This window comes from uncultured Campylobacter sp., assembly GCF_938018035.1.
GTDB lineage: Bacteria > Campylobacterota > Campylobacteria > Campylobacterales > Campylobacteraceae > Campylobacter_B.
Map to the genome: position 1 here is coordinate 1 of NZ_CALIJF010000318.1, position 24,647 is coordinate 24,647.

Genomic DNA, 24,647 nt, shown 5'->3' on the forward strand with positions numbered 1-24,647 from the left:
AATATCGATCTGTGTAAATTCCGGCTGTCGGTCGGCGCGCAGGTCCTCATCGCGGAAGCAACGCGCGATCTGGAAGTATTTATCAAAGCCCGAGCACATCAAAAGCTGCTTGAAAAGTTGCGGACTTTGCGGAAGCGCGTAGAAGCTGCCCGGATAGACGCGGCTAGGCACCAGATAATCCCTAGCGCCTTCAGGCGTCGCGCGCGTTAAGATCGGCGTTTCGACCTCCACAAAGCCGAGCCTATCAAGAGCATTTCGCGCGGCGATCGCAGCCTTGGAGCGCATCTTAAATTTATCGAAGCTTCCCTCGGCGCGCAGATCCAAAAAGCGATATTTTAGCTTCGTTTCTTCGTTGACGCTTTTATCGCCGATTACGAAAGGAAGCGGCTTGCTCGGATTTTCGATCTCTAAACTTTCTACTACGACTTCGATATCGCCGGTTTTTAAATTTGGATTTTCCAGCCCCTCGCCGCGAGCGCGGATCTTGCCGACGGCTTTTAGAACGAATTCGTTTCGCACGGTATTTGCTACCTTGTATGCCGAATGGCTATCTTTGGGATCACAGACTAGCTGTAAAAGTCCGCTTCGGTCGCGCAAATCTATAAAAATCACGCCGCCGTGGTCGCGGTAAGAATTTACCCAGCCGCACACGGTTACACTTTTGCCGATATCGTTTTTACTCAAATCGGCGCAATAATGACTTCGCAAATTTACTCCTTTAAAATTATTTGTAAAACGCAAGTATAGTTAAATTTTGCTTTTACAAAGCTAATTTTTTATAAAATAAAACTATGGAAAACAAAATTCATAAAAACCTTAAATTCGCGGGGCTAATAGCCAAAAAATCAGAAGAGATTCGCTCCGTCGTGGAGCAAATTTGCGAAATTTTAAAAGCGCAAGGTATTGAGCTTTTGCTCGAAAAGGACGGAGCGGAATTTTTCGGCCTTAAGTCGCATACGCTTGCAGAAATTTTAAAAAAGACCAATTTTTTAATCAGCCTCGGCGGCGACGGCACGCTTATCGGGCTTGCGAGGCTGCTAAGCGACAAAAACGCTTTTATTTTGGGTATCAACGCAGGCACTCTCGGGTTTTTAACGGACGTACAGCCGAGCGAATTCGCAAAATTTTTAAAGGAATTTTTGCGTGGCGAATACGAGATCGAGCGCCCGTTTTTACTCGAAGTGATACTGGAAAACGGCGGCGGTAAAATCGTCCGCAAGACCGCATTTAACGACGTCGTAATCACCCGCAGCCACATCTCCTCGATGGCGAAGATCGACGCGTTTTTAAATAGAAAATATTTCAACACCTACTACGGCGACGGCGTGATCGTAAGCTCCGCCGTAGGCTCGACCGCGTACAATATGAGCGCGAACGGCTCGATCGTCTATCCGCTATGCGACGTGTTTTGCGTCACGCCGATCTGCTCGCACAGCCTGACGCAGCGGCCTTTGATCCTTCCAAAAGAATATCTCGCAAGCTTCAAAAACGCCGGAAGCTCCGAAGTAAGCGTCGTCATCGATGGACAAGACGTTTTTGATATGGCAGAATTTAGCGGCGTGAGCGTTAAAATTTCACATGCAAAGGCAAATTTAATAAAACGCAGAAGCTACGATTATTTCGACGTTTTAAAAGCCAAACTCAGATGGGGGCACGGCGGATGCTAGAAAGAATTTATATTAAAAATAATCTAGGTTTTTGCGAGAGTGAGCTTAGTTTTGGCCCGGGACTTAGCGTATTTACAGGTATCAGCGGCGCGGGTAAATCGGTATTAATAGGCGCTATTTTAGCGGTGTTCGGGCTTAAAGAATGCGAGGCAGAGCTCATAGAAGCGGACGTAGAACATCAATTTGATATGGAAAATTTCGGCTTGATAAACGATACGCCAAATACCTTTCGCGTCCTAAAAGAGCGTAGCTTGCGATATTTTATAAATTCTCAATCAGTCTCGAAAAAAAATCTAAGCACGATCGCCGGCGAATACGTGAAATTTTTAGGCGCGAAAAACGCCGGCGAAATGAGTAGCGATAGCTTGCTAAAATTACTTGATTTTATCGCCGCGAAAAAAGATGCGGCACACGCGCAAAGCCTATCGGAGCTTCAAAGCGCTTTTGTGGAATTTAGCCGCACAAAAAAGCAGCTGGATGAAATTTTGGATCAAGAGCGCAAGATCGAGGAGTTAAAGGAATTCGCTCGCTTCGAGATTGAAAAAATCGAGCGCGTATCGCCTAAGATCGGTGAATATGAGGAGCTTTTGCAGATCAAAAAAAAGCTTAGTAAAAAAGATAAGATTGAGGAACTTTGGGCTAGGGCGCAGGGCGTTTTTGAGCTAGAACGCAGCGTCATCGAAGCGCTAAGCCTCAGCGGGCTGGATAGCGCGTTTTTTGAGGATGCAATGAACGAGCTGCGGCTAAAGCAAGAAAGCTTGAGCTTAGACGAGCTAGAAAACATCGACATAGAGAAAATTTTAGATCGCATCGAAGCTCTTAGCGCGCTAAATAGGCGCTACGGAAGCGTAGAAGAGGCTTTAGCTACGCTTGAAGCGCGCAAGAAAGAGCTTGAGCATTACGAGCAGTTAAGCTTTGAAAAAACCAAGCTGCAAGCGGAATTTAAACGCCTTAGCGAAAGCACCGCTACCCTTGCCGAAAAAATTAGCGAGGCTCGCAAGGGCACTAAAAAACGGCTCGAGGATCTGATAAATTCCTATCTAAAGCAGCTTTATATGGACGGAGTGGAGCTTAGTTTTAAGCCTACGGCGCTTAGTGAGTGCGGCACAGACGAAATTTGCGTCAGCTTGTGCAAGACGGAATTTAAAAATTTAAGCTCAGGCGAAACGAACCGCCTACGCCTTGCTTTCATCGCGGCAAGCTTGGAGCTTACAAATAACGGCGAGGGAATTTTGATTTTAGACGAGATTGATTCAAATTTAAGCGGAAAAGAGGCGATGAGTATCGCTAACGTGCTGGTAAAAATTTCAAAATTTTATCAAATTTTTGCGATCTCGCACCAGCCGCAGCTTAGTTCCAAGGCTGCGTCACACTTTTTAGTAAGTAAAACGAACGGCAAATCTAGCGTGAGATTATTAAGCGAAAATGAGAAAATAACAGAGCTAGCTCGTATGATAAGCGGCGAGACTATTACTGCAGAAGCCCTGGAATTCGCTAAAAAGCTAAGACAAAGCTGAAGGAATTTTAAGCTTAAGTTTAAATCTGAAATTTTTTGCTACAATACCGCGTTTAATTTAAATTTAAGTGTGATTTTGCAAAACGACGTAAAATCCGCTTCGAAAAATTTTATCAAGTGAGTTTTATGATTATAGATACACATTGCCATTTAGACGATGCTAGTTTCGACGCCGATTTGGGCGCGGTGATTGAGCGCGCCACGATTGCAGGCGTGCGCAGCATCATCATTCCCGGTGCCGATGTAGCAGACCTAGATAAGGCATGTAAAATTTCGCATGCATGGGATAATGTGTATTTTGCCGTAGGAGTGCATCCATACGAGATAGATTCTTTCGATATGGAGGTGCTGAAGCGGTATGCTGACGATCCCAAATGCGTGGGCGTTGGCGAATGCGGGCTTGATTACTTCAGACTTAAGCAGCAAGAGAGCAAGGAAACCAAAGCCTTAGAAATCTCCCGCCAAAAAGACGCTTTCATCTCACAAATCGATCTAGCAGCACAACTTCAAAAACCACTTATAGTCCATATCCGAGAAGCAAACGAAGATAGCTTTGGAATTCTAAAAGATCGCGCCGGCGATTTATGCGGCGGTGTTTTACACTGCTTTAATGCCAGCAAGCTTTTGCTAGGTCTTAGCGAATACGGATTTTACTTCGGTATCGGCGGAGTTTTGACATTCAAAAATGCAAAAAACTTAGCTGAAATCTTACCGCAAATTCCGCAAGAGCGCCTTTTAATCGAGACGGATGCGCCCTATCTGACCCCACATCCGCATCGCGGCGAGCGCAATGAGCCTGCATTTACGAGACTCGTGGTAGAAAAAGTCGCGGAAATTTTAAGCCTAAGCGTAGAAGAGGTTGAAGCAATAACGACTCAAAACGCCTGTAGGCTTTTTGGCGATAAAATCAAAGGAGAAATATGAAAGCCATAAAATTTATACTGCTAGCCCTGCTTTTAATGGGCGAAGCGTTTGCGAGCCAGCCCGGTCTGATGCGCGCAAATCACGACTATATTTTAAATCAATTCGGCATCGAAAATAACGAATCGAGCAAAAACGTAGTTGCGGGCATATTCCGTGCGATCAATGCAAGCGATCGCAAGCAGTTTAAGCATATCGTGACTTCGCAGTCGCACAATGCCTACTTAGTCAAATCCGAGGTCGATAACATCGAAGCTCCGGAATTCTTATTGTATTTGGCAATGGTAGAATCTCATCTTAAAAACACCGTAACTTCGGGCGCTAGCGCAGGTGGTATGTGGCAGCTGATGCCGGCGACCGCGAAAAATTTCGGTCTTAGAGTAGATAGCGCCGTAGATGAGCGTCGCGATCCCGCAGCCTCTACGGATGCTGCGTTTTCGTATATTTTGCATCTGAAGCAAAATTTTGGCAAGTGGTATTTAGCGCTAATGGCGTATAATTGTGGCGATCAAAAGCTTAAAAATGCGATTGCAGCTACTGGCAGCGATGATCTGGATCGCTTGCTAAAAAGTCCCGCACTTCCTAATGAGACTAAGAATTTTATCAAGCGCATTATTAAATACGCTTACATCGCTCAAAATGAAAATATGCGTAAAATCCTGCTTTTTGAAAGCGAGCCGTGGGGGCTAAAGCGTATCGCAGTAGCTCCAGGCACAAAGCTAAGCGCGGTTGCAAAACAGATCGGAATTTCGCCGTCGCAGATGCAGGATTACAACGCGCATATTAAAAACGGAATTTCGCCGCTTAACGGCAAGTACTTCTTTTATATCCCACAAAGCAAATATGCAGAATTTGTCGTAAATCAAGGCGCGTTTCAAGCGTATGAACCACGTCTGAAACAGCGCAAGCCAGGACGTGTGTTAGCAGGTTTGGCGAACGAGCTTAGCCTCAAAGACAAAAACGAAATAGCGCTAAATAATATAAAATTCAACAAATAAGATCGGATCGTAGGTGTCGTACCAGAAAATCGCTCTTTTTAGTGCGCTTTTTGCGCTGATTCTTGCCGGTTGCTCGTTTCGCACCGCACCGTCGTCTAGATCGTCTGCGAGCGGTGCGAGCAAGATCGGCAAAAACTCTCCCGCCACCATGCGCCCTTATAAAATCAACGGCAAAACCTACTATCCAGAGCAAGTAAGCGTCGGCGATACCCAGATCGGGATCGCCAGCTGGTATGGGCCGAATTTTCATGGCAAATACACCTCAAACGGCGAAATTTACGATATGAACGGCATGACTGCCGCGCACAAAACCTATCCAATGAATACTATGGTAAAGGTCGTTAATCGCGACACCGGCGCTACCGCAACCGTACGCATCAACGATCGCGGTCCATTCGTGGATGGTCGCATCATCGATCTTAGCAAAACAGCTGCTAATTTAGTAGGCGTATTTGCCAAAGGTACGGCGCCGGTAAAACTCGAAGTAGTGGGCTTTTATGGGCATACTATCGCCAAAGGCTCGCCGAAAGCGACCATCGTCGGCGGAAATTTTATGGTGCAAATCGGTGCGTTTAGAAACAGAAGCGGCGCACAAGTTTATCAGCGCGATTACCACGGCACGGCGGGATATCCTGCGATCGTCAAAGAATTTAGCATAGATGGCGCGCCGATTTATCGCGTCTTTTTAAGTGGATTTAAAAGCGAGGATGAGGCGAGAGATTTCGCGCATAATGGCAAGTTTACTGGAGCTTTCATCGTAAGGGAGTAGCAGTTTTATTTGACGGCTTTTACCTTCGTTTTTTGCTTGATATAGGCTTTGTTGAATTTATTTGTGAGCTACTTGCAGTAAAATTTCTCGTCATCTAATAGTTATCTGCTTTAGCTGCGGCGAAGTGCGAAACTACTTGCAAGCTATTCGTAGCAGAAAAGTGCGCCTGCCTGCTTGAGCTTTGTTTTTTAATAGGACGCCGCGGCTGATAAAATTTTATATTGCTAGGGGATAAAGCATGCAAAAATATCCGGAAGTTTATAGTTTAGAAAAGAGTTTGGCTATACTTGAAAAATATAAAGACGAGCTGAGCGTAGAACAATACGAGCAAAACAGATCTATTCATATGCAACCACGCGATAGAGGGTATGTTTGCAAAGGAGCAAGATATAATCGATCTTATCAAGGTCGATAAGGGAGAAAAAACATCCGATGAGATAAAAACGAATATAAAAGAGAGTGGGGCGTTTTATAGCGCAGTAGAAAATTTAAATTTGATAGTGAAATATCAGATGTATTTAAACGCAGCTCATCGATTCTTTGAATTTTAATCGTGCAGAAAAGTTACGGCTTCATGATCTTTTGGTAAAAATTTTCTGCCATCGATACCATCATCTCCGTATTCCAATAATGCTTCATTTAAAATTTCATAAATTTCATCCATTGAAATATCTCCAATGTCAGAATTTACGCTTTGGAATTTATATTTGATTTTAAATGGATTTTCCGTGAAATATTTACTTGTAGTCTTATCATAAATTCGCCTTATATCAAGCTCGATATTTTTACCTCTATAATGCAGTAGCCAAATAACTTCTCCCGTAAGGCCATCTCTTGGGTCTGGCAAAGGCACTCTGCAAACAAACATAAACCAGGCATCTCTTTGTCTATCTATAACCCAATCCAGCTTATCTAGGTAGTAATCATCATAGACTATTGAGCCATATTTTAGACAACAATTATTTATAATATTTGCAACATTGTATCTTTCCAAATCAACTTTAGAAATATATTCTGCAACAAACGCCATCTGGCCCTCCTTAAGAAATTCTATAATTTAAATTAGATCGCTTGTATACAGACCGAACAAAGACGAAAGCTCAAATTTAACGTCTTTGTTGCTCAACAATTTATTATTCGGCACTGCAATAATGCCCGATTTAAACCTATACAATATATACTTTTTAAATTTAAATCCATTGAGCGCCAAAAAATGAAATGATGTAGCATAGTGATTAAAAAGAATATTGGACTTACCAAATACCTAACCATTCTCTTTCTCCTATTTTTTTATATCTTTGATCCATATATTTACGTCTTGCTCATTGTATGGTATCAACGCCCAAGTTACCGATACAAGATCATCTTTTTGCAAAATTTCGGTTTTAAATTTCATATGTTCGTCTATATGGTTGAATGAAATTTTATCATCATAAAATTTTGTAAAAAACTTATTGTAAAATTCTTGATAGGCTATTTTTATCTCCCAAAAAATACTAAATAAAATTCCGAAAATCCCTAGCGTTAATGACGCCCTTCTCATCATTTCTTTATGCGGATCCAGCTCCGGCGTTAAATATAGCAAGACAAAAGACAAGAATATAAGCACGCACATGATTTTATTTGATATAGTAAGCCTAAAAAAGTAGTCGTTTTCTATGATTATCGGCTCTTTCTCGTAGTCTTTCATAATATTTTCCTTCTTTAAAATCGCGCATGATTTTACCTTAACAGCGCTTTGCGAGGGATTAAAATTTTAGCCTTGCCGTACCTCATAAATTTTTAAAATTATATTTCTATGCATATGCCGATTATTCAAAGACAAACTTCCCGCTCGTTTTCGATAGAATTTTAAAATTTCGATTTAAATTTCTAGCCCATGCAGAAAATGCGCTTTAATCCAAAAAGCATAGAAAAACGCAGCCTTGCACAGAAATTCAAGCGCTTTATAGCTCGCCACCTCTTTTAAATTTAGCGTCCAAAAATACGCAGAATTTCACGCCGTATAGGTAGAAAATCCAGCTTATGTAGATCCACAGAAAGAAAAATAGCGCGACCGAAAACGAGCCGTAGATGCTAAGATAGGTTTTGTTATAAAAGACGTATTGCGCAAAAACCAGTCTTGAAAGCCACCATAAAATCGATGCTACGAGCGATGAGGCAAGCACCGCTTTTGCGCGGATCTCGCGGTTGATCGCCGTAGCATAAGTAATCGCAAAGATCCCCCAAACGATTAAGTAGGGTAGAATTTTAAGCAAATTTATCCAGCTTGTAAACTCGGTTTTATTTAGTAGCTCCTGAAGCTCGCCGCTGATATAAAACGATGCTCCAAGCCCCACAGGAGCGAGCGTCATCAGCGTCCAGTAGGTGCTTAGGCTCTTAAAAAAGCTTCGCTCGGGCGAATGCGAAATGCGCGCGATAATCGCTTCAAAGTCCCCGAAAAACAGCACCGACGTAACTAACACTGCGCAAAAGCCCGTTACGCCAAGGCTTAGCCCGTTTGCCATAAATTCCTCGATGTAGTGCGCCATGCTCGCTTGATTTGCGGGCAGGAAGTTTGAAAAGATAAAGCCCATAATCTTGTCGTAGTAGCCTTTAAAGCTTGGCAGCTGCATAAAAACGCTAAGCGAGACCATCAGCACCGGCAGTAGCGCCAGAATCGTGTGAAAGCTAAGGCTTGATGCATGGTGCATGAGCTCGGTATCGTAGAGGCGGAAGAAATTTTTAAGTCGGTTTTGCACTTGCATAAGCGCCAGTATTAGTTTTTTCATACGGGCGATTTTACATTAAAATTTTAGAATTTCATATAAATTTGCGCAATTTTTCTTTTGTATCGCGGTATATCGTCTATGAAATTTAAAGCTAAAAAATGCGACTACAAATATATAAATTTATATCTCGAATTTAGTCTAAATTTAGGAAAATTTTTCTAATATGCTAAAAAATAATATTAAATATATCCATAACGAAGGGAAAATAATGGAACGAAGGAAAACGATGAAATTTAAAATTTCATTAGCGGCATGTATGTGCCTACTATGCGGTAGTTTGGCTGCAGCGCAAAATGGCGGTAATTCTGCGCCTGAAAAATCGCAGAATATGGGTGTAATCGAGGTAAATTCCGTCGGCGATAATATCAGCGAGAGCGGCATCGACGAGGGCTTTTTGAGCAAAAACGTGCAACAAGGCCTGCTTGCGGGCAAGCGCGCTTTGGATCTTCCCTATCAGATCAACACGATCAGCAAGGAAATCATAAATCACCAAGGCGTTACCGGCTACGAGGAGGCGATCAAATACTTCCCCTCCGCGCAGATTCAGATGCGCGGCGGCGCTACGGTCGGACGCCCGCAGACACGCGGCTTTGAGGGTAGCGTCGTAGGCAACAGCTTCTGGGACGGCTTTTATACGATTTCGACGACGGCGATTCCGATGGCGATGTTTGAGAGCTTTCAGGTGCAAAACGGCGTCGCGGGCTCGCTCTACGGCGCGCAAAATCCGGTCGGGATTTTCAGCTACACGCGCAAGCGCCCGGTAAAAGATCAATACATCATCTGGAGCGATTATATGTCGCGAAGCAACCTAGGTCTTGGTCTTGATCTATCCGATAAATTTGAAAAATTCGGCTACCGCGCGGTATTTTACGGATCAAACGGCGACAGACAGCCGAAGGGCTCAAATTTGCAGCGCCGCCTAGCCAGCGTCACGATGGAATTTTATCCGACGGGCGATCTAACGTTCGAAACCGCGGCTAGCTATTATGAGCACAATACCAAGGGCTTTGCGGGGCAGTTTGCCCTCGGCGTAATAAACGGTAAGATCACGGATGGAATTACGCTTCCAAAAGCGGTGGACTCCTCAGAGCGCGGTCTTGGTCAGAGCTTTGGAGGCATGCATCTAAAAACCACTACCGCAAGCGCAAAATTTAAATTTACGCCTACCGATAAATGGTATTTAGAGGGCGGCTTTCAGTTTCAGCGTGCCGATCGTGATACTCACGGCGTCGTAAACTATTTGCTTCCCGAAGGGTTTGATTGCGCCAATTACGCTGCTTTGCCGTTTAAAGATAGACCGGGCATATGTAAAAGTAATCCGAATGCGAAATGGACGCAGCCGGGTGATTATTATACTCAACACAGCGGCGGTGCTACGGCGGCATATAGATTCGATCTGCCAAGCGGCTATCTTAAGGCAAACACGCAGTTTGATACAGGCGATATCGAACATGATTTCAGCGTACAGACCAACGGATACCATTGGACGCAGGATAGATATAAGATCGCAAGCACCAACTACACCTCGCCTACCATCGGCAATATCTACGATCCTAAAATTCTAAATTACACCGGCGCTAGGCGCGGAAGCGGGCTATATCACTACGCGGTTTTGGATATGTATAACGTCTCGGTGCTAGACGATATCACGATAAACGATAAATTTGACGTGATGTTAAGTGCATCTAAGGCGTGGATGAGGCAGGAATCCTACAATGCCCGCCAGCAAAGACTTGTCAAAGCCTATAGCGATTCGGGCTATAGCTGGGCGGCTAGCTTTATCTTTCATCCGGTAGAGGACGCTAGCATCTACTACACCTATGCAGATAGCTTGCAGCAGGGCTCTACCTATGTTTATAAGAGCGGTCCGCATAACGGCGAGGTCGTCTCTACGTCGCCGTATCGCTCCAAGCAGCACGAGATCGGCGCTAAGATCCGCGTAGCCGATATGATTGATTTTAGCGTGGCGTATTTTGATATACGTCGTCCGATTGCTTACTTGAATAGTTCTACGGGGATCTACGGCATAAACGGAGAGCAGCGCAACCGTGGATTTGAGTTTATGAGCGGTGGACGAATTACGCAAAATTTAAGCGTGCTGGGCGGCTTTACCTACATCGATCCTAGGATGCATAACGTAAGCATCGCGGGCGCTAACCGCAAGGTCGCAAACGGCATCCCTAAGCTCAATGCAAATTTGATGTTTGATTACGTGATCCCGGGCACCAATAAACTTGCGATCAGTACGAATTTCCACTACACCGGCAAGATGTATCTGGACGATCTAAACACCCAGCACACCCCTAGCTTTTTCGTTACCGATCTTGGAATGAGATACACGAGCGAGCATCTTTTGGGCGATAAGACCACGCTGCGCTTCAACGTAAATAACGTATTTAACAAAAAATACTGGGCGGGAATGTATCCTGCTAGCGCCGACGGTGCGGGCGGACTTAACGTAACTAGCGTGCTAGGCTCGGCAAACGGCGTAACGCTGGGCGAGAGCAGAAGCTTTATGCTCTCTGCGGAGGTGAAATTTTAAAATTTAGCGGGCTTAAAATTTCTACTTCGGCGGCGTGCAGATGCCGCGACCGCTTTTAAATTTATGAAATTTTATCCCTCTAAGCAGCAAGACTAAATTTAACGAGGCTTGTTTTAATTCATTTTAAAATTTAAGCCTCGGATTTGGAATTTTAAACCTTGATTTTAAAATTTCGATCTTTAAATTTTTAGGTCGCCGTGCCTCGGCTTGCCTGCAAAATTTATCCGCGCTCGGTTTGAAATTTAGCCGTTTTTGGTTATAATCTTTGCAAAACCACGAAACGGAGAGCAATGAAACAAGTTTTAATCATCGCAAGCGGAAAGTTTGCGCGCCATTTTTTATCCAAAGTTTGTAAAATCAAAGATGTCATCAGATTATATCGCGTCATAGCTAAAAATACGGATGCCGTGCCCTCAGAGCTTGAAAACGAGTCAAATTTTTCGGTCGAAATTTTTGATCCTACTAGCATTGAGCGGTTGCGCGTGGTGCTAGTAGGGGAGGAATTTGACCGCTGCATAGTGATAATGGAGGATGAATTTGACACTAAAGTAACGCTTGAAAATTTAAAGACGCTCGCTCCGGATTTAGAACTTTACGTGGCTGATTTTTGGGGACTTTTGCGCGATAATAAAAATGAAGCTCACGTAAAAATCGTAAATACCCTTGCGCTAAATTCTTCGCGCTTCATTGGCTTTTTGCCCGATAGCCCCGTTTTTGCTGATAACATCGGGCTTGGGCGCGGAGAGATAATGGAGGTAAAAGTGCCCGTAGGAAGCTCGTTCGCGTATAAAAAAATCAGCACGCTTTATAATGCCAAATATCAAATTCCGATGATCTACCGTCACAATAATTACATCGTAACGACGCCCGGCTCGCGGATATATCCGAATGATACGATCTTAGTCGTGGGTGAGCCTAGTGCGCTGCGAGCGGTGTTTGCTGAAGTAAAAAAGCAAAGTGGGCAATTTCCATCGCCGTTTGGGCTAAATATTTTCGCGCTAATCGATATGAAAAAAATGAGCGGCGACGAGATAGCTAGGACGGTTAGGGCGCTTGAGTTTTTGGATTTACATATTAGAAATCATAAAATTTATCTGCGAATTTTAAATCCTCTGCTAAACGACGCTTTTAGCGAGCTTAAAGCGCTGTGTGAGCGAGATAAATTTGAAATTCTCATCAATTACTCGGGCGAATTAAATTTAAAGCGCGACGTGAGCGAAAATAAAGCGGGCTTGGTAGTTTGCTCAAGCGGAGTTTTTGAAGCTAAAAAAGCAGCACTTAAAGCGCTTGAAATCCCCGTGTTAAGCCTTGGAGAGGGCGAGCTAAAAGATGTGTATAAAAGCGTCGTGCTAAGTGCCGGCGAGCGGCTGCGCGAGGAATCAAGTATCGTCTTTGACATTAGCTCGCAGCTAGGGCTAGACGTGTATTTGTATCTTTTCGGCGAGAGCGAAAAGGGCGAGTTTGCGCAAAGCTACGTGAGCTTATCGAAGCTTTTTAAGCAGAGTTTATTCGTGATTCCTTGCGAGCGGCAAAATCCGATTTTAGCGCTAGGCAGCGAGCGAGATCTGCTACAATTTGTGCCATTTAATGATAGAATTTTGGCGCGCAAGCTCACATCTATTTTCAATCAGGATTTGGATCAGATGTATTTTAAACTCGGCAAAAATCATCAAATTTTTATCCCGAGCGATTACGGGTATGAAAAGTAATCGAAATTTATGTTACAATTACCCAAAAATCAAAGGTTAGCGTATGAAAATCGATCTTAATTTAGGTAAAAAATACAGCGTTTTTATCGACGAATTGCAAGAGATCAAGCTCAAAGGCAAGGTAGCGATCATCACAAATCCCAAAGTAGGCGGGCTGTGGCTTGATTTTTTATTGCAGCGGTTAAAATGCGAGCAAAAATTTATCATCACGATCCCAGACGGCGAGGAGTATAAAAATACCGCGAGCGTGGAGCAAATTTTAGAGCAGCTTTTTAGTTCCAAGCTTGATCGCAAAAGCACGCTCATCGCCCTTGGCGGTGGTGTCATTAGCGATATAACGGGCTTTTGCGCGAGCATTTATGAGCGTGGCATCGATTTTATCAATATTCCGACGACCTTGCTAGCGCAAGTGGACGCGAGCGTCGGCGGTAAGACTGGCGTAAATAATCGCTTCGGCAAAAATTTAATCGGCTCATTTTATCAGCCGCGCGCGGTTTATTGCGAGAGCAAATTTTTATCGACGCTTCCTGCGCGGGAGTTTGCCGCAGGCGTTGCGGAGGCTGTAAAGATGGCTGTATGCTTTGATGTCGAACTATTTAAATTTTTCGAGACGCACGATCTGAAAAGCGCCGATGAAATTTCGCACGTAATCGCTCGTTGCGTGGAGATTAAAGCGGGCGTCGTAGAGCGTGACGAGCGCGAAAGCGGCGTGCGTGCAGTGTTAAACTACGGACACACCTTTGCTCACGCTATTGAAAAAATTACTAATTATAAAAAATTTTTGCACGGCGAGGCTGTGGCGATCGGCATGGTGATGGCAAACGCTTTGGCGCGGCGTCTCGGTAAACTAAGCGGCGAACAGGAGGAGCAGATCCGTAAAGTGCTTCAAAAATTCGCGCTTCCGATAAAATTTCACGTAGAGGATGCGGCAGAATTCTACGAGCTGTTTTTTCTCGATAAAAAGAGCGAAAACGGCAAGATAAAATTTATCCTGCCCGACGGCATCGGTAAATTCTACGCTTCCAAAGAGATCGCAAAAGATGAAGTAATCGCAGCGCTGAAAGAGTTTGAATGAGAGCGCTTGCGGCTATTTTTTTGATTTTTAATCTTGCATTTTGCGAGGCAAATTCTACGCTCTCCGCCGCGCACACGCGCTTAGAATCCAACGCTAGCTCTGCCGCTAGTGAGAAGAAAGATGAAAATTCCAAGCTATCCGCGTCGCTAAAAGATCAGATCCGTGTTATTGACGATGAGATCAAAAATAATATCTGGATCTCGCGCTTTTCAAATTTCATCGGCTATCAAAATTTACAAAAGCAATCCAGCCAGCTCGAAGCGGAGCTAAAAAAGAGCGCCGGCACCGATAAGATCGCAGAGATTCAAAAAAGACTTCGCGCCGTAAAAGAGCAGCTCATACTGCTAAAAGAGTATGAAAAATCTCCGTTTTTAGATATCATCGCGATGCCTGAAACTCCCGAGCCTGCGCGCATTACAAATCCTTTTTCGATAATTTCCGGTTTTTCTACGATTAGAAATTTGCAAGCTCAAAAGATGGAGCAGAAAAACGCCATCGAAAATATTAAAGCTTTAATCGATAAACTTGAAGCAAAAAGGGCGCTATATGAGCGCTTGATGCAGATTGATACGGACGCAAGCGCCGTGGCGGAGCTTAAAAGCTTAGATTACGAGCTTAGCGAGTTTAGCTCCGCGTACGAGATCGCGCAGACTACGTACGACGTTTACGAAAAAAAGATCAACTCCCAAATCGCCGTGCAGACCGCCGATATAAAAGCGCAGATCAAGCGCGCGGGAAACATCGCCGTGTGGATACTCGTAGTCATCGCGCTGTCGTTTTTCTGCAAAGTGGTGGCGAAAAAATATATCAAAAACGACGAGAATTTTTATATCATAAATAAAGCTATCAACGTTTTAAATTTCACGCTGATTGCGCTGATACTGCTCTTTTCTTACATCGAGAATATGACGCATTTCGTGACGGTTTTAGGCTTTGCTTCTGCCGGTCTTGCGATTGCGATGAAAGATATGTTTATGAGCTCCTTAGGCTGGCTTACGATCGTGCTTGGCGGCAGCTTTCGCGTGGGCGATCGTATCAGAGTGCATAAAAACGGCGAGACCTACGTAGGCGATATCATCGATATTTCGGTGCTTAGGATGACGATTTTTGAGGACGTTACTATGACTACGTGGAGAGAAAATAAACGCGCGGGCAGGGTGATTTTCATACCGAATAATTATATTTTTACCGATCTTATCTCAAACTACACTCATAGCGGGCTTAAGACCGTCTGGGACGGCATCAGCATACTTTTAACATTTGATAGCAACCATAAAAAGGCGATGTATCTCATAAAAAACATCGTGCGAAAGTATTCTAAAGGCTACACCGACATCGCCAAAAAGCAGATGGGCAAGCTGCGCTCGCAATACAGCATTAAAAATCCAAACGTCGAGCCTAGAATTTTCAGCTTTTTTGAGCCGTACGGCATTGAAATTTCGGTTTGGTATATGACGAACTCTTACGCGACGCTCGGGCTTCGCAGCAACATCTCGGCTGAAATTTTAGATGCGCTAAGAAGCGAGCCCGACATCAAGATCGCTTATCCTGCATACACGCTTTTTAACGGCAAAAATTACATGGCGGCAGGCGGAAATTTTATGGCGCAAGATCTTGGCTCCGAGCAGCAAGGTTCGCAAAATTTAAACGCAGCGGCGCAGGGCGCAGGCTTTGCAGGGGGAAGCGGATCCGGGAGCGAAATTTGAAAATTTATTTTAAAACGTTTGGCTGCCGCACAAATATCTACGACACACAGCTTATCAAAAGTAATCTCAAATCGGGCGAGATCACGCACGACGAGCAGGGCGCGGACGTCGTCGTGATAAACTCCTGCACCGTTACGAACGGCGCCGACGCAGACGTGCGAAACTACGTAAATAAGATGAACCGCCTCGGCAAAAAGATATTGCTAACCGGCTGCGGCGCGGTATCGCGCGGCGAGGAGCTGTATAAAAACGGCGCGGTCTTCGGCGTGTTTGGGATGTCGCAAAAGGAAAAGATCGATGAGTTTTTAGGCTCGGAGTCGAAATTTTACGATATCGGAGGTCTTGACGGCGTCGAAAAAAATCTGGTAAGCGACTACGAGGATCACACCAAGGCCTTTATTAAAATTCAGGAAGGGTGCGATTTTAACTGTAGCTACTGCATAATTCCATCCGTGCGCGGCCGCTCGCGCAGTAGCTCTGAAGACGCGATCTTAAAAGAGGCGGCGAGCCTTGCCGCAAACGGTTTTGGCGAGATCGTGCTAACCGGCACCAATATCGGAAGCTACGGCAAAGCCGTGGGTACGAGCCTCGGTGCGTTGCTTCAAAAGTTGGGCGCGATCCGCGGAATTCGCCGCATTCGCCTAGGCAGTATCGAGCCCTCGCAGATCGATGAGAGCTTTCGCGAAATTTTATCCGAGCCGTGGCTGGAGCGGCATCTGCACATCGCGCTTCAGCACACTTCGCAAAAGATGCTTAACATAATGCGTCGCCGAAATTCCGCGCTAAGGGATTTGGAGCTTTTTTGCGAGCTTGCGGAGCGCGGGTTTGCGCTGGGGACGGACTTTATCGTCGCGCATCCGGGCGAGAGCGAAGAGCTTTGGCTCGAAGCGTTAGAAAATTTCAAAAAATTTCCGCTCACGCATCTGCACGCCTTTATCTTTTCGCCGCGGCAAGGGACCGCTTCGGCGTCGCTAAAAGGCCGCATAGACGGCAAAACGGCGAAGGCGCGGCTAAAGATGCTGCAGAACATAACGGCGCTGAATAATTATAAATTTCGCCTTTCGCACAAGGTACCGCTAAATGTGCTGATCGAGCGGAAAAACGGAGAGTTTTATGAAGGATATGATCAATTTTATGATAAAATTTGGATCAAAAGCGATGAGGATTTGTCGAAAAAATGGATGGAGATAAGAGATTATGAGGTTAAATTTGATGGAAATTTTGCATAAAATCAAAAAAAGCAAGCTAAATATAATTCTGATTTTTTTAGTGCTGCTTATCGTTTTGCTCTCGATCGTTTATTTTAAAGACGATTCGCGATACATCACCGAGCGCGAATTTAGCGAGCTAGTCCGCGCAGATCAGATCAAACGCGCGCATATCGAGGACGGCACGTTAAGCTTCGTTTACGACGGCAAACGCTATAAAATTTTAACCGATATCGTTAATTTAAAAGAACTTTCTAATCACGCTTTGATTACGAAGGAAGAAGATAGCGGAAGCGGCGGTATCAGCGCGATTTTGGTGATTTTTACGTTCGCATTTTTTCTCTTTGTATATTATTTTGAAACCGTTTTGGCTAGACGCCGCAGGATGGACGGCGTAGGCGCTGCGCGTCAAGGCGGCGGTGCAAATGCGGAGCTCGGCGATCTTTCGCCAAGCGTTAGCGACGTGAGATTTAGCGACGTCGCGGGCATCAGCGAGGTAAAGGACGAACTCATAGAGATCGTGGATTTTTTAAAAAATCCCGCAAAATACCGAAATTTCGGTATAAAGCTGCCGAAAGGAATTTTAATGATCGGCGAGCCCGGCGTCGGTAAAACGCTAATTGCAAAAGCCGTAGCCGGCGAGGCGGACGTGCCGTTTTTTTACCAAAGCGGCGCAAGTTTCGCCGAGGTCTTTGTGGGCGTCGGCGCTAGGCGGGTTCGCGAGCTGTTTGCGAAAGCCAAATCCTGCGCGCCCGCGATTATTTTTATCGACGAGATCGACGCGGTCGGCGGCAAGCGCGGCATCGGGCGCAACGATGAGCGAGAAGCGACGCTAAATCAGCTGCTGACCGAGATGGACGGATTTGAGGAAAATAGCGGCGTGATGGTAATCGGCGCAACCAATAAAATAAATTTGATCGACGATGCGCTTCTGCGCTCGGGGCGCTTTGATAGGCGCGTTTTCATCGGCCTTCCGAACTACAAAGACCGCATCGAAATTTTAAAAATTTACCTCGAGGGTAAAAGATGCAGCGCTAATATCAACAAAGTAAGTCGCCTCTGCGTGGGCTTTAGCGGCGCAGGGGTAGCGACGCTAGTAAATGAAGCCGCGATCAACGCTCTTAAACGCGGCAGCGATACGATCGAGCTTAGCGATTTTGAAAACGTGCGGATGAGGGTCTTTTACGGCGTGCAAAAAAGTAGAATTCTAACCGAATACGAAAAGGAGATCCAGGCGTTTTATCAGGGTGCAAAGGCGCTTAGCGCGTATTGGTATTCGTTTGATTTCGAAAAGATCGAGCTTTTAAACGATAAATTTTTAAACGAGGATTTCGAGATCGAATCCAAAACGCAAATTTTAAATCAAATCAAAGTGCTGTTAAGCGGCATGGCGGCGCTACAGATCCATAAAAACGACGCTTTTTCAAATTCTGCTAGCGACGTAAAGCAGGCTATCGCGCTGGCGCAAAAGATGGTTTTCGAGCTCGCGATGGGCGATAGTTTTACCCCTAGCGCGCAGAGCGTGAATAAAATTTTGCAAGATTGCTACGACGAGATAAGCGAGATAATCCGCACGATGCAGGATAAGCTAAATCAAATTTCAAAGCAAATTTTCGTCTATGAGTTCATAACTTTTGAGGGGGTGCAAAGCATATGCGATCCCGCTGTTGCCGAACAGGACGGCGCTGCTGCGCAAGAGCAAGATTTACAAAAGCCGGAAAAAGATAGCGAAAGCTCTGAAGAAAAGCCGCAAGACGGCACGCTAAATTTCGATTAAATTTTAAAATTTAAAATTCTAATAAAGGAGAGGAAAATGGTAAAAATAGGTGTTTTAACGATAAGTGATCGCGCTAGCGGTGGCGTTTACGAGGATTTAGGAGGCAAAGAAATAATTGCCGTGATGGATGATTGGCTAACTTGCGAGAAAGAGTATTTTTATGAAATAGTTCCAGATGAGCTAGAGCTGATCAAAGATAAGCTGATTTATCTTTGCGATGAAGCGGGTTGTGATTTGGTGCTAACCACTGGTGGCACGGGTCCTGCTCCGCGCGATGTAACGCCTGAAGCGACCGAAGCGGTAAGTGAGAAATTAATGCCAGGCTTTGGCGAATTAATGCGCGCAGAAAGCCAAAAGATCGTGCCTACGGCAATTTTATCTCGCCAGATAGCAGCGATCCGCAAAAAATCTCTGATTATAAACTTACCGGGCAATCCAAAAGCGATTAAAGAGTGCCTTCTGCCGGTATTTCCTGCCGTGCCGTATTGTATTGATCTAATGGGAGGGAATTACATAACAGCGGATGAAAATAAGATAAAAATATTTCGCCCTAAACGCAAATAATTCGCAAAATTTAGCAGGAATTAAATGATTTATGATATTATTTGGGTGCAAATTTAAGGAAAAATATGAAAATAAATCACAACGATATTTTGGAATTTCATAAGTATTTTAGCAAAATCAGCCACAGCAAAGGTCGTATCCGTATCCGCGTAAGTCCCAAAATTAGGGAGTTGCGAGATAGCGTGAGCGAGGAGAGCCTGAAGGCTAAAATAGCTGCAATTCGCGGGATAAAAGAGTATAAATTTAACTCCCTAATTGGCTCGCTGACGATTCATTACGACGAAAATATTTTTCCGATGCACCTTTGGGAGCAGTTTTTAAGCGGCATCAGTTCGCCTGAGCTAGTAGCGCTTGTAAATTCTAATATCGAGGCGATTTCTTGAACGAAGAAGCATTGCGTAGCACCAAAAAATCGCGTAGAATTTCTAATAAATCTCGGAATTTAAATGAGGCTCAAATTACAAATATCGCTCTTTTGCTCGAAAAAGAGGCACAAATTTTACAGTTTTATTCGCTGGGCGCAGTTAAATTTCAAGATAAAAAGTTAGGAGAAATTCTATCTTTACGAGCTGGATTACTTGAGCGGATGCTAGACTTTGCTAATTCTTGCGAGCTTGGCGCTATGCCTCCTGAAAATAGCAGTGAGGCACTGGCTGCAAAAGGTATGAATGAGTTTTTGGCTTCGGCGCTTTTGATAGAAAAAAGCTCTATGATGTTTTATGACGATCTAATTAATTCGTGCAAGAACGCGGAATTTAAAGAGCTGCTGTATAAGGCACAGGCGGTTTCGTATAATGAAATTTTGCCGATTTTAAAAGAATTAAATTCTAAATACGAGGCTGATTTAAATTCTTTGAATTTCACTGATTTATTAAATGAAATTTTAAAAAATCCGCATGGATTAGAGCGGATATTTCAAAAATACGATTTGCAAAATATCTTAAATAGCGCATTTTCTAATTTAATTAAAGGAATTTTACAGAAAAATTAAATTAGGATTGCAAAAATCTAAAAAAGTCGCTATAATATCAAAATCTATGTAAAGTTGATAAAATGACTTTATAATCTTAACACAAGGAGAATGAAATGCCGATCCCATTTCTAGCAGGTTTTGCGCTTGGTTGCGCGGCGGTTTACGCTTATAACAATCGAGATAAAATCAAAGAAGGTGCGAATAAAATCGTAAGTAGCAAAAGCGTCGAGGAGCTAAAAAATAGCGTCAAAGGCGGAGCGGAAAAATTAAGCAAAAAATCAAAAGAAATTTTTGCGGAAGCCAAAGAAGGCTTAGACGATGTCGCCGAAGCTGTAAAAAGCAAAAGAAAGTCTGGTAGTAAAAAAGCTGCGACAAGTAGCGCTAGCACTGAGGTTAGCACTGCAAAAAAAACTAGAAAAAAACCGGGACCAAAACCTGGATTTAAAAGAACTAAAAAATCCACTGCGAGCGCTAAGACTGGCGCAACACCGGCAGGTGAGACATCCGCAGCATCTACTACTCCGCTTAATATCCCGCAGATCGTAAAAATGGACGATAATTCTTCGGCTAAATTTACGTCCGCAGACGATAAATCAGAAAAATAGAGGCCTAAATGAATAGATCACTTACGACACAGCGTTCGCCGCTGGATCACGTTTTAAGCGGCGCTATAGCGGGGGCGATCGGCGGTTGCGCCGTAGAGCTCGTTAAAGCAAAAGAAGGCAAAAGCAAATCTAAAGCGATTCGAGATGCGCTGGATATTGCGCTAAGCGGCGGTATCATCGGCGGCGGCGCGATTTACAGCGCAAATAAGCTCGTACAAGGCGAGTATCTACGCGCAGCGGCAGGCGTCGCAGTATGCGTAGGCGCGCTCATTGCGGGTAGAAATTTTATTCTTAAGGTAGGCAATGAGTAATCCGTATATCACAAAAAAAGATTTGAAAGAAATTCTAGACGATTACGATTTTGGTGACAACAAATATGCTAGCGGCTCTGCGGGTAGCTTTGCCGGTGACGAAAAGCTCGGCGGTTGGGCTAAATGGATAAACGAGCGGGTAAATTCTACGCCTTTTAATAGCTCTGCTTCCAGCAATAACTCGGATAGTAAAGATTCCGCCGCTCAAAGCTCAAGCGACGTAAATTCTACTCAAAGCTCGCAAAATTCCACTTTCGGTGGAATTTTTAATTCCCTGGGTAGCAGGCAAAACGCGAACGGCTTATTCGGTAGCAACTCATTTATCACAGGCATCGTTCTGGGGGCCGCAGCGACCTATTTTCTCACCGACGAAAACGCGCAAAAAAAGCTTTTTAAGCTCATCGCAAAGGGTACCGAGATGTTTCAGATGGGCATCGAAGAGATGAAGGAGCGATTCGAAGACGCCAAGGCAGAGATGCAAGAGTAGTCGATGCAAAATTTTAAAATTTTACATGAGACTAAAACTAGACTACGGCTAAAGATCGTCGGTTTTAGAGATATCGATGCGAGCGCACTACGAAAAGCAGCTGCGAGGCTTGAGGGCGTAACGGAAGCTAGATTTAACGCTAAAATCGGCTCTTTGATCCTTAAGCTTGACGCGGGTGTAGATAAGGCGGGAATTCTAAGGCAACTTGAAGTTTTGAATTTAAGCGAGCTAAAATCAATTATCCCCGCTAGCCATAAAAATTTACCGAGCAAAAACGAATTTATCTTAGCGCTTCTTGCGTTGGGGGGAAATTTAATCTTTCGCACTTCGCCTTTAGCGCGCGCATTTAGCATCGTAGCGTGCGTGCCTATCTTAAAAGAGGGCATTAAAGAAAGCTTTCGTCATGGACTTACTTCAAAGGGTTTGGAGGCTGCCGCTGTGGGGATTTCGCTCGCGCGCGGAGATATCTTTGCCGCAAATAGCACCAACGCTATGCTTGCTCTTGGCGAATATATGGAGGAGAGCACCGTTTATAAAAGCGACGATTTAATCCGCGAGCTCGCCCGCCCGGACATCGCCGAGGCGTGGGTCGAGATAGATCAAAACGGCAAAAAGACTGAGGTCAAAATCGCAACTTCTAAGCTAAAAGTAGGCGACATCGTGGTCGTGGGCGCAGGCGATGTCATAGCCGTGGACGGACACGTCGTAAGCGGCGAAGCAATGATAAATCAAGCTAATATGACGGGCGAGTCGGTCGCGGTGAAAAAATCTCGCGGCGATAGCGTGCTAAGCGGCACGATCGTAGAGGAGGGCAGGATCCGTATCTGGGCGGAAAACGTCGGCGAAAATACCTCCACGCAGCGCATAAAGCACTACATCACGGCATCTCTTAACGAGCGCTCCAGCATTGGCATGCATACGACCCACCTGGCCGACAAGCTCGTGCCGGTAACCTTCGGGCTTGCGGGCGTGTCCTATCTGATAAATCGAAATTTTATGAGCGTAGCTTCGGTGCTGCAGGCGGACTACTCGTGCGCGCTTAAGCTGCCTACGCCGGTTGCTTTTAAATCAAGCATCTCAAAGGCGGGCAAAAACGGGATTTTGATCAAAGGCGCCAAGGCTCTTGAGTCGCTTGCGAGCGCCGACACCTTCGTATTCGATAAGACGGGCACGCTTACGTACGGCAACCTGGAGGTCGCCGAGATCATATCGTTTGACGAGCGCTTTAGCAAAAACGATATTTTAAATTTAACCGCGAGCGCCGAGGAGCATTACTTTCACCCCGTAGCCGAGGCGATCGTGGATGCGGCCAAAAAGCACGGCTTTATCCACAAACACCACGACGAGGTGGAATTCGTCGTCGCTCACGGCGTAAAGACCAGTATTGAGGGCAAAAAGCTCATCATCGGCTCGCGCCACTTCCTGGAGGATGACGAGATGATCTCGTTTGCGGCGCACGAAGAGACCATCGATCTTGCGATGCAAAAGGGGCTCGCGCTGCTTTACATCGCATTTGACGGCAGACTTTTGGGGCTCATCGGGCTTAGAGACGAGGTGCGCGCAAACGCCCGCGCCGTTATCGCTAGGCTCCGCGAGTTGGGTGCAGAGCAGATCGTCATGTTAAGCGGCGACGTGAGCTCAAAAGCCCGCGCCGTAGCCAAAAAACTCGGCGTAGATCGCTATTACGGCGAGCTGCTGCCGACGCAAAAGACCGAAATCTTAGAGCAACTCAAAGCCGAGGGGCGAAAGGTGGTCTTCGTGGGCGACGGCATAAACGATGCGCCGAGCCTGATGAAGGCGGACATCGGCATCAGCATGCTAAACGGCGCTGAGATCGCCAAGGCTTCCGCTCAGATCGGGCTTTTGAAAAACGATATCGAGGGTGTCGCGCAGGTAAAGGCGCTGGCCAACGACACGCTGCGGCTCGTAAATCGAAATTTCAACGCCACCGTGGGGATAAATTCGATCATTTTATTTTTGGCGACCTTCGGCGCGCTAAGTCCCGTAGCTACGGCGCTGCTGCATAATGGTACGACGATTGGGCTGCTACTAAATTCCATTAAAGGGGTAAAATTTGAGCATTGAAGATAAAATTTTGGATCTAAACTTTCAGCGCAAAGTGGCTAAAACGGCGCTCGGAGTGAGTATGGGCATCACAGCTTTAACCGCGCTGAATATGAACTCGCGCATGTCGCAGCTACATAAAGTTTCGGGTGCAGTGATGCTGGCAAGCGCGATTTGGCACGCTAGCCTTTACGGCTCGCCATACAGCGAGTTTTTGCAAAATAGAAAAGCAAAGAGCAGGGGCAGAAAGAGATCCGTAGCAAATTTAGCTTTGGAAAATCTGTCGGACGGCAAAAGCACATCTGCAAAAAGTACTCCTACAAAAAGAAAGCCTCGCACGCGCAAAAGCGCCTAACTTTAGAATAGAACACGCATTGTAGTTATTCTGGTCGGTGTCTAGGACGGCAAAAGTAAATCCACCCGCTCTAAGACATCGGGCGAGAAGTAAGACTACAAAATTTAACAAAACGAGCGCAACGCAGATCACTCCGAAAACACGCCACAGTACACTCAAGAGCGACGCCTCGTAGCAAATGGCGTAGTGCGGTGCAAGATCGCGCCGCACGTAAAATTTTAAAAGCGTAACGCTTCGCGACTTTACTGTCTAAAAGGATTTATTTTGCATAAATCCTTTTCCTTGACCCCAATTGCTTTTATAACCTCTTGAATTTCTTCTCTACTATATATACTAATATATTCAGTTTTATCATCACTCAATATTCTTATGCGCTTTAACGTTCTGTCCTCATTGCATTCCATCTCTTCACTTCCGTTATTATACTTTTTCGACGCCATTTTTATGTATCCATTTTCATACCAATTGCATAAAATTCCGTTGCTACTTTCCTAGCTCTCTTGCTGGCCATTTTCATACCAGGTACGTGATGTTTTATTGCTATCGCGCTCGCTCTTTAGTTGACCATTTTTATACCAGTTACGCCATGTTCCATTATTATTTTCTTCACTTTCTTGTTATCCGTTTTC

The 24,647-nt window shown here is 45.0% G+C and carries 23 protein-coding genes and 1 pseudogene; 20 read left to right on the forward strand and 4 right to left on the reverse strand.

The genetic code is table 11. The features are described from left to right. Positions 1–708, reverse strand: a 708-nt coding sequence (locus tag Q0257_RS09515; protein WP_298024393.1) for an amino acid--tRNA ligase-related protein, incomplete at its 3' end; no start/stop codon positions are given. Positions 709–791: 83 nt separating this feature from the next. On the opposite strand from Q0257_RS09515, the gene Q0257_RS09520 reads away from it, so the two are divergent. The 6 genes and pseudogenes from Q0257_RS09520 to Q0257_RS09545 all read left to right on the forward strand — a co-directional run bounded on the left by Q0257_RS09520 (position 792) and on the right by Q0257_RS09545 (position 6,346). Then, positions 792–1,667 (forward strand): NAD(+) kinase, encoded by an 876-nt coding sequence (locus tag Q0257_RS09520; protein WP_298024394.1) that lies wholly within the window; start codon positions 792–794, stop codon positions 1,665–1,667. Then, complete coding sequence (locus tag Q0257_RS09525; RefSeq protein ID WP_298024395.1) at positions 1,661–3,184, forward strand: AAA family ATPase; 1,524 nt, start codon at positions 1,661–1,663, stop codon at positions 3,182–3,184. Before Q0257_RS09520 ends, Q0257_RS09525 begins: the two co-directional genes overlap by 7 nt. 125 nt (positions 3,185–3,309) lie before the next feature. After that, entirely contained in the window at positions 3,310–4,107 is a 798-nt protein-coding gene (locus tag Q0257_RS09530; RefSeq protein ID WP_298024396.1) for a TatD family hydrolase, read from the forward strand. Next, positions 4,104–5,102, forward strand: coding sequence for a lytic transglycosylase domain-containing protein (locus Q0257_RS09535; protein WP_291936754.1), 999 nt, complete (start codon positions 4,104–4,106; stop codon positions 5,100–5,102). Before Q0257_RS09530 ends, Q0257_RS09535 begins: the two co-directional genes overlap by 4 nt. A 13-nt stretch (positions 5,103–5,115) precedes the next feature. Continuing rightward, the gene (locus tag Q0257_RS09540; protein ID WP_298024397.1) at positions 5,116–5,871 is read left to right on the forward strand and encodes a septal ring lytic transglycosylase RlpA family protein; all 756 of its coding nucleotides are present in this window, start codon (positions 5,116–5,118) and stop codon (positions 5,869–5,871) included. Between the two features lie 238 nt (positions 5,872–6,109). Then, positions 6,110–6,346, forward strand: a pseudogene (locus Q0257_RS09545) (hypothetical protein). A 72-nt stretch (positions 6,347–6,418) separates the two neighbouring features. Here the strand turns inward: Q0257_RS09545 and Q0257_RS09550 are convergent. The 3 genes from Q0257_RS09550 to Q0257_RS09560 form a co-directional block, all read right to left on the reverse strand. Further along, positions 6,419–6,901, reverse strand: a complete 483-nt coding sequence (locus tag Q0257_RS09550; RefSeq protein WP_298024398.1) for a hypothetical protein — start codon at positions 6,899–6,901, stop codon at positions 6,419–6,421. Between the two features lie 252 nt (positions 6,902–7,153). Beyond that, a complete protein-coding gene (locus Q0257_RS09555) occupies positions 7,154–7,561 on the reverse strand; it encodes a hypothetical protein (protein ID WP_298024400.1) in 408 nt (135 codons plus the stop codon). A 256-nt stretch (positions 7,562–7,817) separates the two neighbouring features. Further along, positions 7,818–8,642 (reverse strand): YihY family inner membrane protein, encoded by an 825-nt coding sequence (locus tag Q0257_RS09560; RefSeq protein WP_298024402.1) that lies wholly within the window; start codon positions 8,640–8,642, stop codon positions 7,818–7,820. A 226-nt stretch (positions 8,643–8,868) separates the two neighbouring features. On the opposite strand from Q0257_RS09560, the gene Q0257_RS09565 reads away from it, so the two are divergent. The 14 genes from Q0257_RS09565 to Q0257_RS09630 all read left to right on the forward strand — a co-directional run bounded on the left by Q0257_RS09565 (position 8,869) and on the right by Q0257_RS09630 (position 24,018). After that, complete coding sequence (locus tag Q0257_RS09565) at positions 8,869–11,184, forward strand: TonB-dependent receptor (protein ID WP_298024422.1); 2,316 nt, start codon at positions 8,869–8,871, stop codon at positions 11,182–11,184. Positions 11,185–11,474: 290 nt separating this feature from the next. Then, on the forward strand, positions 11,475–12,893 hold the full coding sequence (locus Q0257_RS09570; protein WP_298024404.1) for a TrkA C-terminal domain-containing protein: 1,419 nt from the start codon (positions 11,475–11,477) through the stop codon (positions 12,891–12,893). Between the two features lie 43 nt (positions 12,894–12,936). Continuing rightward, a complete protein-coding gene (aroB, locus tag Q0257_RS09575) occupies positions 12,937–13,968 on the forward strand; it encodes a 3-dehydroquinate synthase (protein WP_298024405.1) in 1,032 nt (343 codons plus the stop codon). Beyond that, positions 13,965–15,674: a mechanosensitive ion channel family protein gene (locus Q0257_RS09580; protein ID WP_298024407.1), complete on the forward strand. Its 1,710-nt coding sequence runs from the start codon at positions 13,965–13,967 to the stop codon at positions 15,672–15,674. The genes aroB and Q0257_RS09580 overlap by 4 nt, the downstream gene beginning before the upstream one ends. Next, on the forward strand, positions 15,671–16,903 hold the full coding sequence (gene mtaB, locus Q0257_RS09585) for a tRNA (N(6)-L-threonylcarbamoyladenosine(37)-C(2))-methylthiotransferase MtaB (protein ID WP_298024409.1): 1,233 nt from the start codon (positions 15,671–15,673) through the stop codon (positions 16,901–16,903). The genes Q0257_RS09580 and mtaB overlap by 4 nt, the downstream gene beginning before the upstream one ends. Next, entirely contained in the window at positions 16,872–18,659 is a 1,788-nt protein-coding gene (locus Q0257_RS09590; RefSeq protein ID WP_298024411.1) for an AAA family ATPase, read from the forward strand. Before mtaB ends, Q0257_RS09590 begins: the two co-directional genes overlap by 32 nt. Before the next feature lie 36 nt (positions 18,660–18,695). Beyond that, positions 18,696–19,223 carry a molybdopterin adenylyltransferase gene (gene mog / locus Q0257_RS09595; protein ID WP_297894536.1) on the forward strand — a complete coding sequence of 176 codons (528 nt, stop codon included), beginning with the start codon at positions 18,696–18,698 and terminating at the stop codon, positions 19,221–19,223. A gap of 65 nt (positions 19,224–19,288) precedes the next feature. Next, positions 19,289–19,606, forward strand: coding sequence for an HMA2 domain-containing protein (locus tag Q0257_RS09600; protein WP_040304047.1), 318 nt, complete (start codon positions 19,289–19,291; stop codon positions 19,604–19,606). After that, positions 19,603–20,214, forward strand: a complete 612-nt coding sequence (locus tag Q0257_RS09605; RefSeq protein ID WP_298024413.1) for a hypothetical protein — start codon at positions 19,603–19,605, stop codon at positions 20,212–20,214. Before Q0257_RS09600 ends, Q0257_RS09605 begins: the two co-directional genes overlap by 4 nt. A gap of 95 nt (positions 20,215–20,309) precedes the next feature. Next, entirely contained in the window at positions 20,310–20,801 is a 492-nt protein-coding gene (locus tag Q0257_RS09610; RefSeq protein ID WP_298024415.1) for a hypothetical protein, read from the forward strand. A gap of 8 nt (positions 20,802–20,809) precedes the next feature. Next, positions 20,810–21,112: a Cys/Met metabolism pyridoxal-phosphate-dependent enzyme gene (locus Q0257_RS09615; protein WP_177386687.1), complete on the forward strand. Its 303-nt coding sequence runs from the start codon at positions 20,810–20,812 to the stop codon at positions 21,110–21,112. After that, positions 21,105–21,599 carry a hypothetical protein gene (locus Q0257_RS09620; RefSeq protein WP_298024416.1) on the forward strand — a complete coding sequence of 165 codons (495 nt, stop codon included), beginning with the start codon at positions 21,105–21,107 and terminating at the stop codon, positions 21,597–21,599. Before Q0257_RS09615 ends, Q0257_RS09620 begins: the two co-directional genes overlap by 8 nt. Before the next feature lie 3 nt (positions 21,600–21,602). Then, on the forward strand, positions 21,603–23,684 hold the full coding sequence (locus tag Q0257_RS09625) for a heavy metal translocating P-type ATPase (protein WP_298024418.1): 2,082 nt from the start codon (positions 21,603–21,605) through the stop codon (positions 23,682–23,684). After that, complete coding sequence (locus Q0257_RS09630) at positions 23,674–24,018, forward strand: hypothetical protein (protein ID WP_298024420.1); 345 nt, start codon at positions 23,674–23,676, stop codon at positions 24,016–24,018. Before Q0257_RS09625 ends, Q0257_RS09630 begins: the two co-directional genes overlap by 11 nt. Positions 24,019–24,647 lie beyond the last annotated feature (629 nt).